This window comes from Pseudomonas sp. TE6283, assembly GCF_054060555.1.
In genome coordinates this window covers 179,650-196,780 of record NZ_JBSSDH010000004.1, presented here as the reverse complement: position 1 = coordinate 196,780, position 17,131 = coordinate 179,650, and the positions used below count along the sequence as shown (strand labels likewise).

Below are 17,131 nucleotides of genomic sequence, written 5' to 3'. Positions count from 1 at the left end.
CCGCGAGCAATCCTGACCGGAATACACGGGTATTGGCATGCACCCGAGCAACACCCAAAGACTTACGCCACAAGTTTTATTACCAAGCATCGCAAGTAAATACCTTTCATATGGTGCATATGACCTATTCAAATTAGCGGATCTGAAACAGCCCTCTCAGGCACTCAAATTACCGCAAACGGCAAGAGCCTAGCCCATCGGAACAGCAACAAACAAAAAAATATTTTTTTACATTTTCATACTCGACGACATGACAAAATCAAGCGCAATGTTTTTACGCGACGCACAACAAACCCCGCACCCTGTTTACACTTCTGACAAATAACTAGGAAACTTCCCACGCACTAATTTGTAGCTAAAGATCCAATACGGACAACTCTTACTAGAACACGGAGAGATTCTGCGATGGCAAAATCCACAGGATCGGTTGCACCCAAAGAACGCATCAATATCAAATACGTACCCGCCACCGGCGATGAACAGGCCGAAGTAGAGCTGCCGCACAAAATATTGGTAATGGGCGACTTCGGCCTGGATGATACCCGTTCGCTGGAAGACCGATCGGTCATGCGTATCGATAAACACACGTTCAACAACGTGTTGAATGATGCCGATGTCAACCTGGCCATGTCGGTACCTTCCATGCTCAGCACGGCCGCCGACGCAGAGCTGGCGATCAACCTACAGTTCAGATCGATCAATGACTTCGGGCCAGACGGCATCGCCCGCCAAGTACCAGAGCTCAGCAAGCTTCTGGAGCTGCGTGAGGCGCTGGTGGCACTGAAAGGCCCGCTGGGCAACATGCCCGCTTTCCGCAAGCAATTGCAGCACCTGTTGAACAACGAGCAGGCCCGCAAACAACTCGCCGAAGAATTGGACCTGGTGCTTGAGGCGCCAAAAGAAGACTGAGACAACGGAGCGTCCCCATGCCAAAGCCAACCAGCACCTCCCTCGCCGCTGAACTATCTGGCGAGACATTGAGCCATGCCACTCTGCTCGATCAGATCATGGCGCAAACAAAACTAGTGCCCGCTCAAGAGGGCTATCAAGTCGCTCGTCAAGGCGTATCGGCCTTTATTGCAGAAATACTCAAAACTGGTGATCCAGATCAACTAATCAATAAACATCGCGTCGACCAGATGATTGCAGAGCTAGATCGAGTGCTCAGCAAGCAAATGGATGCCATTCTTCATCAACCGGAATTCCAGGCGCTCGAATCCTCGTGGCGCAGCCTCAAACTTCTGGTGGACCGCACGGACTTCCGCGAGAACATCAAGCTTGAAGTCCTGCATGTCAGCAAGGAAGACTTGCTCGATGATTTTGACAATGCCGCCGATATCACCTGCAGCGGTATGTACAAACACGTTTACACCGCAGGCTATGGGCAGTTCGGTGGTGAGCCGGTGGCGGCCATGCTGGGGAACTACAACTTCGGCCCCTCTTCGCCAGACATAAAGTTACTGAGCTACATGGCCTCTGTCGGCGCCATGTCGCATGCCCCGTTCCTGGCCGCCCCCTCTCCCGATTTCTTCAATCTGAGCAGCTTTGAGGAGCTGCCAAACCTGAAGGAAATCAAAGACATTTTCGCAGGGCCGCGACATGCCAAATGGCGCGCCTTCCGCGAAAGCGAAGATGCCCGCCACACAGCGCTGACCGGGCCACGCTTCATGCTTCGTTCGGCCTACCACCCCCAGGAACAGCCGATCAAAAGCTTCAACTACGAAGAAAGTATCGACGGGCGACACGACAATTACCTGTGGGGCAATTCCGCCTTCCTGCTGGCCAGCTGCATCAACGACAGCTTTGCCCGCTACCGCTGGTGCCCGAACATCATCGGCCCGCAGTCCGGTGGCGCCGTGGAGGATCTTCCAGTGCATCTCTACGAGGCGCTTGGGCAGTTGCAAGCGAAGATCCCAACCGAGGTGCTGATTTCCGACCGCAAGGAATTCGAGCTGGCCGAAGAAGGCTTCATTGCGCTGACCATGCGCAAGGACAGCGACAACGCCGCGTTCTTCTCGGCCAATTCGGTACAGAAACCGAAGAACTTCCCCAAGACCCCGGAAGGCTTGCAAGCTCAAACCAACTACAAGCTGGGCACACAGTTGCCTTACCTGTTCATCGTCAACCGGTTGGCTCATTACATCAAGGTGCTGCAACGCGAGCAGATCGGCAGCTGGAAGGAGCGCCGCGACCTTGAGTCCGAGTTGAACAGATGGATCAGGCAGTACGTCGCCGACCAGGAAAATCCCTCGGCCGACGTCCGCAGCCGCCGTCCCCTACGTGCTGCGAAGGTCGAGGTTTCAGACGTTGCCGGCGATCCGGGTTGGTATCAGGTTTCGCTCGCAGTGCGCCCGCACTTCAAATACATGGGCGCGAACTTCGAGATCTCCCTGGTAGGCCGGCTCGACACCCAATGAGCGGATTTTTCGACCGCTTGGTTGCCGATCAGTCCGTGATCCGGGCGCCGTCCAGGCAAGAGAACGCGTCCCACAAGTTCGCCGCCATCAAGCGCCACTTGGAAACGTTGCTCAACGCTCGTCTGGGTTGCTCACAGAGCAGCCCTGAGCTGGGCCTGCGCGATTTCAACGGGCATGACGTGAGCAGTGGCGACCTTCTGAAACAAGTGAGCGCCGACATACGCCGCACCATCCAGCGTTTCGAGCCTCGCGTGCAGGTACGTTCACTCAAAGCCGTGCCCGCTTGTCACGCCCCTCAGGAGCTGCAATTCAGGCTGGACTGCCAAGTGCAGGTGAACAACCACACGGAGCAGTTGCAACTGGAGCTGCTGGTCAACGGCCATACCCGCCATACCCGAGTGAGGTAATCGATGTCGCTCAAAGATCGATTCAGCGAAGAGTTACGCTACCTCCATGAACTTGGGGACGACTTCGCCCAGGACAATCCACAACTTGCCCGGCTGCTGGGCAAGAGGGGTAGCGACCCCGATGTGGAGCGCTTGATGGAAGCCTTCGCCTTTCTGACGGCGAAGCTGCGCCTCAAGTTGGAGGACGACCTCCCAGAGCTGACGCACCCCATGTTGCAACTGCTGTGGCCCAACTACCTTCGCCCGCTGCCGAGCGCCACGATCATCCAGTTCACACCGTGCAAACAGGCGCTCAGCCAGTCGCAACGCGTGCCAAGGGGGGCACGCCTGCTCTCCAAGCCTGTCGACGGAATTCCATGTGAGTTCCGCACCTGTACCACCGTGGACATTCACCCGTTCGGGATCGACGCGGTGGCCTCAACCCAAACGCTCGACAGTTCAGTGATTCGCATCGACCTACACACCTTGGTCGAGCGCCCATTGAACACGCTCGAATGCACCAGGCTCGACTTTCACCTGAGCGGTACCACCCGAACAGCGCGCACACTATACCTATGGATCGCTCACTATCTCAGCCATGTCAGCGTGACCATCAATGGCCAGGCTCGCCGGCTGCCGGCCAGCAGCATCGTCTTCCCAGGTTTCAGCCCGGACGACGCGTTGTTGCCTTATCCGCAGAACGTTTTCGACGGTTACCGGATCCTGCAGGAATACTTCATTTTTCCTGAGCGCTTTCACTTCTTCGCCCTGACAGGCTTGGAGAAGATCTGGCCTGGTCAGACGACTCAGCAAGTGGGTCTGGAATTCCACTTCACCCGTCAGTTACCGGACTCGCTGCGCATTGGCAAAGCGGATTTCAACCTGTTCTGCGCCCCTGCGGTAAACCTGTTCAAGCACAGCGCCGAGCCCATTGACCTCTCCAACGAGGCCGCCCAGGTCGAGCTCACACCTAAAGGCGCCGAGCGCCACGCCTACGAAATCTTCAGTGTCGATCAGGTGATCAGCACTCGTACGACAAGCGACGGAAGTACTGGTAAACACCTGCGAACCTTCCGCCCCTTCGAATCGTTCGCCCATGAGATCGAGCATGTTCAAGGGCGCACGGCGCTATATTACCGCTACACCCTCGAAGACTCACTGCGGGGTAATGGCGTCACGCATCGCATCGCCTTCGTGCGTGCCGACGCCAATACCTATATCGGTGAGCTCGAAACGGCGTCTATCGACCTGACCTGCACCAACCGCGATCTGCCCCTGGCTCTGGGCATCGATGACATCAATGTGCTCTGCGAAGTCACCCCGCCGCTGACCACCTACACGAATATCTGTGCACCGACCCGCCCCTATCGGCCGGTGCTGGACGGCCAGTTGCAATGGGCCTTGATATCCAACATGTCGCTCAATTACTTGTCGCTGCTCTCAGCCGAGCCATTGAAGGCGGTTATTCGCGCTTATGACTTCGCGGCCTTGCACGACATCCAGCAAACACGCACCACCCGCAAACGCCTCGACGGCATCCGGGATATCCAAACGGCGCCTCTGGATTGGCTGATCAAAGGGCAGCCCATTCGCGGCCTGCGCACGCAACTGAAGCTCGACCAGGCCGCATTCCTCTGCGAAGGCGACCTGTACTTGTTCGGCTGTGTGCTCGCGCACTTCTTCGCCTTGTACGCCAGCATCAATTCCTTCCATCAACTGGAAGTGATCAACATCACCAACAACGAGCACTACACATGGCCCATCCAGACCGGCAAGCAACCGCTGATCTAGCCGACAAGTTGCTCGCGGTCGCGCACCGGTACAACTTCTACCAGTTGCTCGAGCGCCTTCACGGGCTTCACGGAGACGATCTTGAACCCCGTTGGCCCAGCAAAGAAGCCCGCCTGCGCGTGCGGCTTGGCAGCGACCCGCGTCTGAGCTTCCCCGTTTCGGATATCTGCAAGGCCGAACGCATGCCCGAGGCACAAGATCGCTATCGCGTGTGCACCACGTTCATGGGCCTGCACGGCACTGATTCGCCTTTGCCCTCCTATTACCTGGAGCAGGTGGCATACGAGCATGCACAGGGTATCGGCGTGCGTCCGGCGTTCTTCGACTTCTTCAATCACTACCTGCTCAGCCTGCTACACCGCATCTGGCGCAAGTATCGCTACTACATTCGTTTCCAGCCGGGTGCCAGCGATGGATTCTCCCAGTACATCTTTGCCCTGCTCGGGTTGAATGACAAACAGCTGCGCGGCGACACGGCGTTGCCCTGGAGCCGGCTGCTCAGCTTCGCCGGCGTCATCGCCAGCCGCAGCCGAGCACCGGGCACCGTCGCCGGCATCATCGCACACTGCTTCGACCTGAAGCAGGTGCAGATTCGCGAGTTCGAAACCCGCCTGGTACCTACGACAACCCGGCAACAGGTAAGCCTTGGCCGTCACAATGGTGAGCTGGGCAATTCCTTCATGGTCGGCAGCCGCACGCGGACTCGCAGCAGCAAGTTCACCATCGTGATCAGCGAGCTCGACCAGGCACAGCTGCGTAACCTGTTGCCCAGCGGCATCAACTTCAACCGCTTGCGTGCTCTGATCGACTTCCTGTTGCGCGACGGCTTGGCCTACGACCTGGAGCTGCGGCTGAAGCAGCACGCGCTGTCGCCCTTCTGCCTGCACCCCAGCCGTGGCGCCCAATTGGGCTGGACCAGCTTCGTCGATGACCACCAAGGCCAGATCAGCCCTGTCGTGCGGTTCCGGGGGCGCTCATGAACACTTTGATCTTGAGCATCACCAACCTCGACCAGTTGCAGCACAACGTCACCGCCCGGCACGAATTCGATCGTGCAGGTGGCACCGTCGGCAGCGCGGGAACCACGTGGCTGATCAATGATCGTGAGCAGGGCGTGGCGCCGATCCATTGCGAGATCCGCTGGATCGAAGGCGGCTTCTGCGTAATCGACCGCTGCGAGCGCACCTACCTGAACGACAACCTCGATAGCCTGGGGCCGCTATCGGCGAGGCGTCTGCTCGAGGGTGACCGGCTCCGTGTTGGCGCTTATCGACTGATGGTTCAGCTTTCACAAGCTGATGCCCTTCCGCTGGAAGACTTGTTCACCACTGACTTGCGAGTGCTCGACCGACTCTTCCTGGATGCACCCGCGCAGCGTTGGCTGCACAAGCCCACGGCTGGCCCAGTCGTCGCTGAGATCTGCTCGGTCTTCGATCCGGGCATGGGCAACGATCCCTTGGCTGCCCTGGAAGCAGTGACACGGCCGGTGCAAGAGAACCCGTTGGATCGACTGATCTCAGGAGAAAGCTCATGACGCGTCATTCACTCATGGCCAGCCTCCTGGCAACACTGATCGAGCTCTCGGGCTGCACCGCCCTGAGCAAAATGGGCCAAGTGGCGATGGACCCCTCGATACCCGTCGGCACGACCAAGGATCAGCCCACCGAAATAGCGTTCAGCATCAACGCCAGCCCCACGCTCAACAGCAACCCCAACAGCCTGCAAGCAGCGACTGAGCAAGAAAACAGCCTGGAACCCAGCCCCTACGCGGTCAGCTTGAGCGCGGGCGACCCCTATGCCCTGACCGAGAAAGTCGGGACCCTGCTCGAGTTTCTTCACGAGCAATTCCCGGCCATCTCGCCCGTCGAACTGCCAGAGGACGAGGCCGATGAGCCGACTCGTTCTCCCATGGAGGAAAGCACGCCGGGCCACTACGAAGACTCGAATGTGGTGCTGACCTTACCGCGTGCAACCACAGTGGCCTCCGAGCCGACCGCCACCCCAATGGCCATCAAGATCCTGCAACTGCGCGACGACTCGCTGCTGCGCAACAGCATTTATGAGCTGTTGGACAAGGAGCCCGCCAAGGTGCTGCGCAGCACCTACATTCGTGATGACGACTACCTGCTACGCCCCGGGCAATTCAAGTTCATTCCGTTTGCCGCGATCGAGGCCGAGACCCGGTTCATCGCGGTGATCGCCGACTATCGCCATCAGGAAAACGCGACCTGGAGCCAGGTACTGCGCATTGCACCGCGCGGCCAACACATCATCTTGTCGGTCTTGCTCAACGACACGCAGATCCTGCTCAAGGAGGAGGACTGATGGCGCCTGCCCCCCTGCCCCTCTCACTTACTCACGCTGACATGGAGCGCTCATGAGTTCACGTAATCCCGTCCTGTGGCCTGAAGGTCTGTTCGTCAAGCCGCAGCATTTCCAGCAGGCTGGCCGTGCCGCTGAAGCGGCCCTGCATCAACGCCTTGGCAGCCTGAACGCAGCCTTCTATGGATTCAGCGAACTGCAACTGAACGACGAATATTTGAGCCTGGGCAAGATCGCCATCACCCGTGCACGCGGCATCATGCCGGACGGCACGGTGTTCGATATCCCGGCAGATCTGCCACCGCCGCCGCCGCTGGAAATCGAGGACAACGGCGCGAAAGACAGCGAGATCTATCTCTGCCTGCCACTGCGTACCGAGGGAGGCCGAGAGGTGAGCTGGCCCGACAATGCCGCCAACTTCCGCTACAGCGCACAGGCTCAGGAAATCAAGGACACCCATAGCGCCGACGGCGACTTGGCGCAGGTCGATCTGGCAGTGCCCAACCTTCAGCTCAAACGCAAGGCCGATGACAGCAGCGCTTACACCCGCCTTGCCATGGCACGCATTCTGGAGCGCCGGCCCGATGGCAGCCTGCAACTGGATGAAGGGTTCTACCCGACCTGCGTCTCGGTACGGGCGGTGCCGGCACTCCAGCGTTACCTCGAGGAGATCACCAATACCCTGCGCGAGCGCTCGCGCAACCTGGCTAGCCGGATAGGTGCATCGGGCCAGTCCGGTATTGCCGACATCCGCGACTTCAACCTGCTGCAGACCATGAACCGCTGGTGGCCGTGCTTCCAGCACTTGGCCAGGCAGGGGCAGACACACCCCGAGCAGTTGTACCTGCATATGAGCCAGGCCTGTGGCGAGCTCGTGACCTTTACCGACGAAAGCCGGCTGCCTCCAGAATTCCCCGCCTATCAGCACACGGCTCTGCGCACGTCATTCAAGCCACTGCAGGACACCTTACGCCGCGCCCTGGGTACGGTCCTGCAACCGCGGGCCATCTCGCTGCCGCTGGACGCGCTGGATTACGGCGTGATGACGACAACGCTCGAAGACCGCCGCCTGATCGATGACGCGGACTTCATTCTTGCCGTGCGCGCGGACCTGCCGCCGCCAACATTGCGCCAGCTGTTCCTGCAGAAAGCCAAGGTCACATCCCTGGAGACCTTGAATGACCTGGTGCATAAGCAGTTGCCCGGCATAGCGCTACATCCGCTGCCTGTGGTCCCTCGCGATCTGCCCTTCCATGCGGGGTTCAGCTACTTCGAGCTCGACCGCCGCGACCCGGCCTGGGTCTGCATGAAGACGGCCAACGGTTTCGGGATTCATATCGCGGGGGCGTTCCCTGGACTTGAGTTGCAGTTCTGGGCGATCAGGAGTGAGTGAGATGCAAGAGAACCACCTCACGTGCAATGAAACCGCATCAGCTCAAACTGAGCAGTTGCCATCGATGCTTGGAAAGGCTTTACCCACTGGCGCCGTGGCCTGCGAGGCAACCACACCAAAGCCCGCCCCTGTTTACAAGGGCTACCCCGCCGATCCCGACTTTCAGCTACGGGGCGGCTACGACAACCTGATGCTGGACGCAGCCACACCACTGCTTGGCCTGGTCATGCGTCTACGCACGCTCGATGCGCTGCCCAACATCAGGGACGTGCACCAACAGGTACGCAACCAGATTGAAAACATCCAGCAAGAGATGCGTCAGCACGGCTACGAGACCACGCAACTTCTGGCGTATTCGTACGGCCTTTGCCTGTTCATCGATGAGGCTGTGATGGAGCGGCCCTGGGGGCAGGCCAGTTGCTGGAGCCAAGAGCCCCTGCTCAGCATTTTCCACAGCGAAACGTTCGGCGGCGAAAAGATATTCACCGTTATCTCGCGCCTGATGCAAGAGCCCCAGCGCTACAAGGACGTGCTGGAGTTCATGTACTTCACCCTGTGCCTGGGACTCAAAGGCAAGTACGCCCTCGCGCCCAAAGGCGAAGAAACGCTGAACACCCTCATTCACCAACTCCACGGAATCATCCGTGAACTGCGAGGGCCCACGCCGACAACGGTCTGTGACCCCTACACCAACGTTGCCCCGCGCAACTTCCGCATGAATCGGCAGTGGCCCTGGTGGAGCCCATTGGTGATTTCCGCCATCGCCATGGCCACCGCCTACGGCATCTACAGCTACCGCCTGCACCTAATCACCAGCGAGGTGCTGCAGTCGCTCAACGGCATTTTGCAGCAATGAACAGCCGGCAGTCGGCACAACCGTATTCAACGAATTGACGCGGCGTTTGCCGCGTTGAAAAAGCCCATCGATTCCGATGGCCACGCTGCCGCTCATGCGCGTGCTTATCCACATGGACGCAGGAGAAACTGCCATGCCAACACCCGCTTACATCAAGATTGAAGGCCAGACCCAAGGCAACATCACCGCAGGCGCCTTCACCTCCGATTCGGTCGGCAACGTGTTTGTCGAGGGCCACGAAGACGAGATTCTGGTGCAAGAGATCAAGCACCAGGTGACCGTACCTACTGACCCGCAAAGCGGCCAACCTGCAGGCCAAAGGGTCCACAAACCCTTCATCTTCACCAGCGCCCTGAACAAGGCGACACCGCTGATGTATCAGGCCCTGTCCAGCGGAGAAATGTTGCCGACCGTTGAAGTCAACTGGTACCGCACTTCGGTAGAGGGCAAGCAGGAGCACTTCTTCACCACCAAGCTGGAGGACGCCACCATCGTCGACATCAACACCACCTTGCCTCATGCACAAAACAAGAAGAACGCTGACTTCACCCAGTTGATCGAGGTATCGATGTCATACCGCAAGATCTCCTGGACACACGTCACCGCTGGCACCGAAGGCTCGGACGACTGGCGTAAGCCCGTCGTCTAACCGCTGAACATCCCTGGCAGGCAGGCCTGCCGGGGGCGTTTTAACTCTCGGACGGCGAAAGGACTTTTCATGCCCAGCCAATCTGATTTGCGGTACACCTTCGAGCCACTCGTTGGCAATGCCGAGTTTGAAGTGGTGGCGTTTGAACTCAAGGAAGAAATCAGCGTGCCTTTCACGCTCGAGCTGGAATTGATCAGCTTCGAACCCGACATCGATTTCGGCCAACTGCTGGATAAACCCATCGTATTCACGATCTGGAATGGCAAAGGTCCGCTGCGCCACGTGCATGGGCTGGTCAGCCGATTCAGCCAGGGTGAAAGCGGCTTTTACCGTACCTACTACCACGCCTTGGTCGAGCCCATCCTGGCACGCGCCGGACTGCGCTCGAACTGGCGCATCTTTCAGCAAAAGACCGTCCCGCAGATTATTGAACTGATGCTCCAGCGTCAGGGCATCGATCAATACGAGCTTCGCGCGAGCCTGGACCATCAGGTGCGCGAATTCTGCGTGCAAGCGGGCGAGACCGACCTCGACTTCATCGCCCGGTTGGCGGCTGAAGAGGGCTTCGTCTATCGCTTCGAGCACAGTGAAAAACTGCATAAGTTGATCATCACGGATCAACTGCAATCCCTTGGGTTGATCAGCCATGACGCGCTCGAGACCGACAACGATGACTTCTTCGATAGCGAGGATGTTATCGATCCCAACTCCGTCCTGTATCAATCCAACAGTGGCGGCGATCAAGCCAGGCCTTGCCTACGGCGCTTGCGCTACAGCGAGCAGGTCCGAACCTCGCGACAGGTCCAGCGCGACTACACCTTCACTCACCCGGCGTATCGCCAGGAACACCGTGCTAGCGGCCCTTTCCTGGAACACCAGTCCGCCGAGTACGAGCGCTTCGACTATCCCGGCCGCTACAAACGCGATGCCGTGGGCAAACCGTTCACCGAAAACCGGATCACTGCCCTGCGTCATGATGTGCGGCTGGCTGAAGTCGAAGGGGATGACGTGCGCCTGCAACCGGGCCTCAGCTTCAACCTGACAGGTCACCCACGTGACGATCTCAACACCCATTGGCGAGTGAAATCGGTCAGGCACAAAGGCAGCCAATTCACCAGTCTGCAAGAAGAAGCCGTTGGCGTCGATCAAGGCACGCGCTACGAGCAGACCGCAGAGCTGGTGCCCGGTCGGACCGAATGGCGCCCTGCCCCACTGGAAAAACCGCGAATCGACGGCCCGCACATGGCTACCGTGGTCGGCCCGAAGGGAGAAGAGATCTATTGCGACGAATGGGGTCGGGTCAAGGTCAGCTTTCCTTGGGACCGGGAGAGCAACAACAACGAGTTCAGCTCCTGCTGGGTCCGGGTATCCCAAGGCTGGGCAGGTGGCAGCTGGGGCTCGATGGCCATCCCGCGGATCGGCCAGGACGTGATCATCCAGTACGTCAACGGTGACCCCGACCAGCCGATGATCACCGGGCGCACCTATTGCGGTAACCAGTTGCCGCCCTACGACCTGCCCGATCACAAGACCCGCATGACCATCAAAAGCCAGACCCACAAGGGCGATGGTTTCAACGAACTGCGGTTCGAGGATGAGCTGGGTCGGCAGGAGGTGTTTATCCATGCGCAGAAGGACCAGAACAATGTCGTCAAACACAACGAGACCACTTTCGTCGGCAATGACCGCAGTGAACAGGTCGGTCATGACGAGACGATCAGTATCGGGCATGACCGCAGCCAAACGGTGGGCAATGATGAGCGGGTCCGGATTGGCCAGGATACGTTTGTCGATATAGGCCGAAATCAGAAAATAAACATCGCCAAAGACCGCATAGAGGCCGTCGGTAATCATCGCCACGACCAGATCACAGCCAATCACCACATCAGCGTCGGCGGCAATCTTGAGCAGCAGGTCGAGGGCCATGCAGAGCTGGAGGCGGGACTGGAAATCCGCAGGCGCACCCGACGCTACGACCTTAGAACAGCGGAAGCTGTGATCATCCAAGGACCCGGAGGCTCCATCCGGATTGATGACACGGGCATCACCCTGGACAGCCCGAACCTACACGTCAACGGCGTCCTGCTCCAATCGCCAAGCGGTAGCACCAACCCCTTTTCCATCAGCAGCACACCCATCACTGGCAAACCTCTGGACCGCCTATGCGGGCGGCGCCCCGACGGCACCTGCCCGTTGCCCGACTGCCGCTGTATCAAAGGGCCAATCCAATGAATACAACGCCCTCGCATCTGTCCGGCGAACCTCTCGGACATCCTTATCGCTTTTTGCTGCTCATGACCCGCGAGCTCGAGTACTGGGCCTACCGGCCCATACCGCAAGAAGGCGAATTGGTGCCGGCCTATGCCCCATCAGTACTCGACCTCATCCATAACGTCAGCCGAAATACTCAACATGCATGGCTATGGAAGCGCAGCACGCTGGACGACCGCCACGAATTTGGCCCTTTGCTGGTCAACGTTTCAGAAGCGCCCGAACTGCTTGCCCATGCAATCACAACCTGGATGCCCGCTGGGGGGGCCATAGCACTGGATAGCGAAGCTTGTCTCGCCGTGCTAGCGGACCACTTCACCAGCCTTACTCAGGTTACGCTCCCGGATCAGGGAGCAGCCACTTTTTATTTAAAGCCGGATCATCTTGCAGCCTGGCTCGATGCATTGGACGACGATCATCGCGCCACCTGGCTTGGGCCTGTGTCGTCACTCGCCTGGCGAGTCAATTGGGGGCCGGCCCACGAATGGAAAACACATGAACGCACCCCGACCACTGCCCGCCTGATATCGCAAGCACCGCTGCGCCTTCGCGTACATGAAATGGAACGGCTGCACGCAGGTATCCGCGAGCACTTCATCCTCACGCTAGCGCACGAAGTCTTGGCCATGCCAACCCATGCCGCCCAAATGTTAGCCGCCATTAGGGAATGGATTGAAGCCCTGTTGCCGCAGCTGAAATCCCTCAACTTTCGCGACGAGGAAACTGCAGGTCAGTTCATTCGGCTGATGGCCGGGCACATGTGGCTGATGAGCAGTGACCAGGCTACGAAGATCTACACCAACCTCAACGAATCGCCCCAGGCCCGTCTTCGCGAGCTGCACGCACTGGTCCAAATCAAGGAATCCATCCATGACTAAAACCGCCGTCGGCAGCGCCACCTCCGGCCCCGCCTGCAGCCCACGCGTGCCCATCCTGCCAGTGCGCTATGCCATCGTCCCGCGCACGGGCGATGCCCCGGCCTGTCGCTACGCAGGCGCAGGCTTCAATCTGGAACAAGGCTTCGCCCCGCTGCAGCACTCGTCCTACACCCTGCGCGCGCTGCGCCCAGGCTACATCTACGTGTTCATGAAAGGTCCTCAGGGCGAAAAGCTGGTCATTCATGAATACGACGGCGAAGGACATTACCGGGAGCTGAGCTACCAGGGCCTGGAAGGCTACCACTTGCGCGAACGCTACCTGTCCAGCCAGAGCATGGGCTGGGTATGGGCCGACACCTGCCCGGACACCGCCAAGGAAGTGTGGATCGGCTACAGCCCGCACCTGTGGACCAACGCCACGACTGCCCGCATCACCGCTTCAGCAGCCCTGCGCAAACGGCATATGCGCCAGCTCGACATGGCCGAGCTGATTGCCAGCAACCCGGCCCCCTCCACTCAGCCCCATGTACTGCCGCTCAGTGCGCTGCAAAACTGGGTCGAAGACTACAAACCGGCAAGCCGGCGTATGTCCCTGACCTGGAGCAGCCACGCGTCCACCGGCATCTTGTCCCTCGGCAGGCTCAACGCCATTGCCCGGGACTATCCCAGCACCCAGCCGAAAATACCGGTGGTGGTGGCGCTGGCTGATGCTGAAGGCGTGGCCCTGGACCTGAGCCTGTCGGTCTCGGCCTACCAGCACCAACTGCACGACCTGATGCCCGCCGAACAGCTGGAACACACCAAACCTGCACAAGGCTCCGAGCAGGCAGGCGTACCGGCGTGCTACCAGCTGGATGCCGAACGGCTCAGCCAGCAGAGCCGCGATTTTCACCATCGCAACCTGGTCGCCCTGTTGCTGAACAAAACCCTGGAGACGATGTACCCGGCGGATATGCCCGCTACCGAAGTGGTCGAGACAAGGCTGCAGTCCACCCGCACAGGACGCCCTCTCCCCCCGGCCGAGGCACGTTACCGGGCCCTCACTCACGAGGACTATTCCCCCAACGGTGCGCGCTTGGCGCTGCGCATCGATACCGACAAATACCTGCAGTTCCTCGCCGAACGCGATGAGCTGGAGCAGCGCATTGCAGGCCTGCGCAACCTTGCCCTGCAAGCCAGTCATGATCACGACGCGTGGCTGGCCACGGCCGAAGCTGCGCATATCGATGACCCCTACAGCCTGGCCGCCGCACTGGCGTGCTATGACCGCAACGAACGCATCTCGGCCCGTGGCCTGGAAATCGCCCTGGCCCTGCTGATTTACCCGATGGGCCAGCCGACACCCGGTACCGAAGACCGAGACCTGCGCTTCAAACGCCTGGAACAGTGGCTGGACCAGCACGACAGCCCGCTCTACACCGCCCTGGCGCCGTTCAACCCCTTCAAGGACAAAGCCGATGCGGCCGGCGGTGTGCTGGGGGGCAGCGACAATGTCATCGAAGGGCTGGCTGGGCGTTTTCCGGCCATTGCCGACATCACCGATCTGACTGCCCAGTCCGTCAACGCCGTGGTGCTCAAACGCCTGCGCGGCCAAACCCGCTGGGATGCCAGCCATACCCTGCGTCAGCAAGTGCTGCTGGCGGCGCGTGAGGCCAATGCCGAGAAAGCGCTGGGGCTGTTGGCGGCGCGTTACCAGATCACCGACCAGGTCATCCGGGAAAACCCGTTCAGCCAGGAGGTGGAGCGGTATTTGAAGAGCGGCATGGCGCAGGTTGAGGAAATGAAGCAGCTGCGTATTTCGGGCAATCGGACGGTGGCGGTTGAGTTGACCACCACTGCGCGGGTTAAACCCAACTTGCTCGGGTTGCTTACGTCGGGCGGAGGCGGTGGTCTGAACGCCGGGATGCTGTGGTTCAACGTGATCTCGCTGAAGACGGCTTACAACAGCCTGCAGAAAAGCGATGCGCCGGAATACACCTTGGGGTTTGCGGCGTCGATTTTCGGGGTGATTGGTGCGGCCGCGGCGACATTGGTCAGCGTGCGGGCAACGCAGAAGGCTGTGATGCTGAGGTTGAGTTCGACGGCGCCGGGGATGGCGTTTGGTAACGGCGTGATCAAGTTCTTGGGGAGCAATCTGTTTGCACGATTATCCGGTTACCCAGCAATTTTTCTAGGACTCGCCTCAGACGTTGAAAAATCCGACAGACAGAAACTACATGGCAACCCTGAAGCATCTAACTTGACACTTTATGGCGGAAGCGCTGTCGCGGCAGGCTCCGTTTTAGTATTGGAGGGCGGGCTCGCGGTTGCGGGAGTAACATCAGTTGTACCCTTTGCCGGATGGGGCGCAGCAGCACTTGTACTCTTGGGAGCGGTGATCATCGCTGGAGGCTTATACCTTCACGCCAAGGCGTATGAACACCTCCATACCCCTATCGAACTGTGGGCAGCAAGGAGCATATTCGGCAATCGTAAAAACGATGGAGAGGTGCATCCCGAAGTCGTTCTGGATCATGAAAAAAAACTTCCTAAATTCCCGTCTCTGCAAGACGAACTTAAAGCCTGGCACGATGAGCATTACGGACCAAGGTTAATAACCGCAGAAGAAGCACAATCCTTTGGTATAACCGGAGTCGATAGCGGTTGGCATGAAAATAATTACTGGGCGCCAGCAAACTGGACCGCCATCACCCATAACGAAGTCACCACTACACAATCCACCGTGGAATTCACAGTATTCCTACCGGGCTTCATCGTAGGCACAAGCGAATGGTCAGGTAGCTTGAGCAGTCTTCGTGAAGACGGAGAAATGATCGTCTTTCCACTTACCGCTATTTGCTACGTTGTAGGCGCTGGCTTAATTCTGAACTTTAAAAATACGATCAACAACCAAAACCATGCCTCACTGCATCTAGCCTATATTTCCAACCAAGGCTTGAGTGGAGACAACGAGGTTACTTCAATTTTTCGTCTCGAGCGCTAATCATGGCAGTCACATGGATATTCAATAAAAACTTAAACTCCAGATACAAACCAGCAATTACCGGGCAGCTAGAAAATTTGTCCGCAGACACGTTAAGCTTGCGAAACCCGTGGGTATCCGACTCTGTATTCATGGCAAAACTATACACTGCCATGACACTAGCCCTGGCTATTTTTTTCTATCCCGACATTGCGGACCCCGAATACAGACCCATACTACTAGAACGCACAGAGTCAATGATGCAATATATTTTTGCACCACTAATATTCACACCATTCCTCGCCTATAGAATCTATTTCATAAAAAACCTTTCAAACTTCCATTTCAGCCGCTCAACCCAAAAAATCCTATACCAGCGCGGTAAAAAACTTATCACTTTTGACTGGAACAAGACCCATGGTGGTGTATTCAAACGCACCGAATTTGGAGGTTCATCCTTTAGCACCAGTTATGCACTTGCCTTCGCCCCACCTCGGGAGGATGGCAGCCTGCACCAAAAAGATTGCTTATGGGTAGACAGCAACGAACCCACTGAATCCGACATCAAACACGTCGCCGAAGTCTGGGAATACCTTCGCCACTTCATGAACCACGGCCCGGCCAAACTCCCTCCTCCCGGCGAACCCAACTGGTGGCACCGGCCGCTTCATGCCATCTGCCTGACCCCGGCAGAAGCCTGGCGCCACTACGCACCCTGGCGAACCGGCGAGCCCGGAGAAATGCAGGGCAAGAAGAACTGGCAACTGCCGTTCTGGGCCGTGTTGTTCCCTTACAACCTTGGCCTCGCCCTCTGCTGGTATGGCGTGTGTCGACTCTTCAATGTCCGGGCAGCACCGCCTCCGCCTGAGGCCTTCGACGAAGCCCCTGTTCAACTAAAAAAAGGAAAGCGCAAATGAAACCCATCGTACTCGTAGGCCATCGTCATAGTTGCCCTATCCATGGCGAAGGCACCGTAGAAACAGGCGCAAGCGCAGCATTCGTGGATGGCAGGGCAATAGCACGCGTCAGCGACCGAATCAGTTGTGGTGCTGTCATCGAAACCGGTGCTGGCAGCACGATCATCGAGGGCCAACCGGCGGCAAGGGAGGGAGACACCACCAGCCATGGCGGAACCTTGGTCGAGGGTGATTCGGGTTGGCTGATTGATTGACAGCAAAACCGGCAGGTGGCTTTGACAATGTCTAG

At 58.4% G+C, this 17,131-nt stretch carries 15 protein-coding genes; all 15 read left to right on the top strand.

Annotated elements, in window-relative coordinates; all coding sequences use genetic code 11:
• The first annotated feature begins 405 nt into the window (after window positions 1–405).
• The 15 genes from tssB (at window position 406) to ACVWZ5_RS08140 (ending at window position 17,096) form a co-directional block, all read left to right on the top strand.
• Window positions 406–909 carry a type VI secretion system contractile sheath small subunit gene (tssB, locus tag ACVWZ5_RS08210; RefSeq protein ID WP_084941297.1) on the top strand — a complete coding sequence of 168 codons (504 nt, stop codon included), beginning with the start codon at window positions 406–408 and terminating at the stop codon, window positions 907–909.
• Window positions 910–926: 17 nt separating this feature from the next.
• Window positions 927–2,417, top strand: a complete 1,491-nt coding sequence (gene tssC / locus ACVWZ5_RS08205; protein ID WP_084941300.1) for a type VI secretion system contractile sheath large subunit — start codon at window positions 927–929, stop codon at window positions 2,415–2,417.
• Window positions 2,414–2,824, top strand: a complete 411-nt coding sequence (gene tssE, locus ACVWZ5_RS08200; RefSeq protein ID WP_084941303.1) for a type VI secretion system baseplate subunit TssE — start codon at window positions 2,414–2,416, stop codon at window positions 2,822–2,824. Before tssC ends, tssE begins: the two co-directional genes overlap by 4 nt.
• Window positions 2,825–2,827: 3 nt before the next feature.
• Window positions 2,828–4,594: a type VI secretion system baseplate subunit TssF gene (gene tssF, locus ACVWZ5_RS08195; protein ID WP_084941305.1), complete on the top strand. Its 1,767-nt coding sequence runs from the start codon at window positions 2,828–2,830 to the stop codon at window positions 4,592–4,594.
• The gene (gene tssG, locus ACVWZ5_RS08190; RefSeq protein ID WP_084941308.1) at window positions 4,558–5,574 is read left to right on the top strand and encodes a type VI secretion system baseplate subunit TssG; all 1,017 of its coding nucleotides are present in this window, start codon (window positions 4,558–4,560) and stop codon (window positions 5,572–5,574) included. The genes tssF and tssG overlap by 37 nt, the downstream gene beginning before the upstream one ends.
• Complete coding sequence (locus ACVWZ5_RS08185) at window positions 5,571–6,128, top strand: FHA domain-containing protein (RefSeq protein ID WP_084941310.1); 558 nt, start codon at window positions 5,571–5,573, stop codon at window positions 6,126–6,128. The genes tssG and ACVWZ5_RS08185 overlap by 4 nt, the downstream gene beginning before the upstream one ends.
• Window positions 6,125–6,919, top strand: coding sequence for a type VI secretion system lipoprotein TssJ (gene tssJ, locus ACVWZ5_RS08180; protein WP_084941313.1), 795 nt, complete (start codon window positions 6,125–6,127; stop codon window positions 6,917–6,919). Before ACVWZ5_RS08185 ends, tssJ begins: the two co-directional genes overlap by 4 nt.
• 52 nt (window positions 6,920–6,971) lie before the next feature.
• Entirely contained in the window at window positions 6,972–8,309 is a 1,338-nt protein-coding gene (gene tssK / locus ACVWZ5_RS08175; protein ID WP_084941316.1) for a type VI secretion system baseplate subunit TssK, read from the top strand.
• A gap of 64 nt (window positions 8,310–8,373) precedes the next feature.
• Window positions 8,374–9,165 (top strand): type IVB secretion system protein IcmH/DotU, encoded by a 792-nt coding sequence (gene icmH, locus ACVWZ5_RS08170; RefSeq protein WP_253249221.1) that lies wholly within the window; start codon window positions 8,374–8,376, stop codon window positions 9,163–9,165.
• A 133-nt stretch (window positions 9,166–9,298) separates the two neighbouring features.
• Window positions 9,299–9,814, top strand: coding sequence for an Hcp family type VI secretion system effector (locus tag ACVWZ5_RS08165; RefSeq protein WP_084941321.1), 516 nt, complete (start codon window positions 9,299–9,301; stop codon window positions 9,812–9,814).
• 69 nt (window positions 9,815–9,883) lie between these two features.
• Entirely contained in the window at window positions 9,884–12,046 is a 2,163-nt protein-coding gene (locus tag ACVWZ5_RS08160) for a type VI secretion system Vgr family protein (protein ID WP_084941324.1), read from the top strand.
• The gene (locus ACVWZ5_RS08155; protein WP_253249219.1) at window positions 12,043–12,963 is read left to right on the top strand and encodes a DUF4123 domain-containing protein; all 921 of its coding nucleotides are present in this window, start codon (window positions 12,043–12,045) and stop codon (window positions 12,961–12,963) included. The genes ACVWZ5_RS08160 and ACVWZ5_RS08155 overlap by 4 nt, the downstream gene beginning before the upstream one ends.
• Window positions 12,956–15,946: a T6SS effector BTH_I2691 family protein gene (locus ACVWZ5_RS08150; RefSeq protein ID WP_457340534.1), complete on the top strand. Its 2,991-nt coding sequence runs from the start codon at window positions 12,956–12,958 to the stop codon at window positions 15,944–15,946. The genes ACVWZ5_RS08155 and ACVWZ5_RS08150 overlap by 8 nt, the downstream gene beginning before the upstream one ends.
• Before the next feature lie 2 nt (window positions 15,947–15,948).
• Entirely contained in the window at window positions 15,949–16,842 is an 894-nt protein-coding gene (locus tag ACVWZ5_RS08145; protein WP_336196690.1) for a DUF6708 domain-containing protein, read from the top strand.
• Complete coding sequence (locus ACVWZ5_RS08140; RefSeq protein ID WP_084941491.1) at window positions 16,839–17,096, top strand: PAAR domain-containing protein; 258 nt, start codon at window positions 16,839–16,841, stop codon at window positions 17,094–17,096. Before ACVWZ5_RS08145 ends, ACVWZ5_RS08140 begins: the two co-directional genes overlap by 4 nt.
• Window positions 17,097–17,131: the final 35 nt, after the last annotated feature.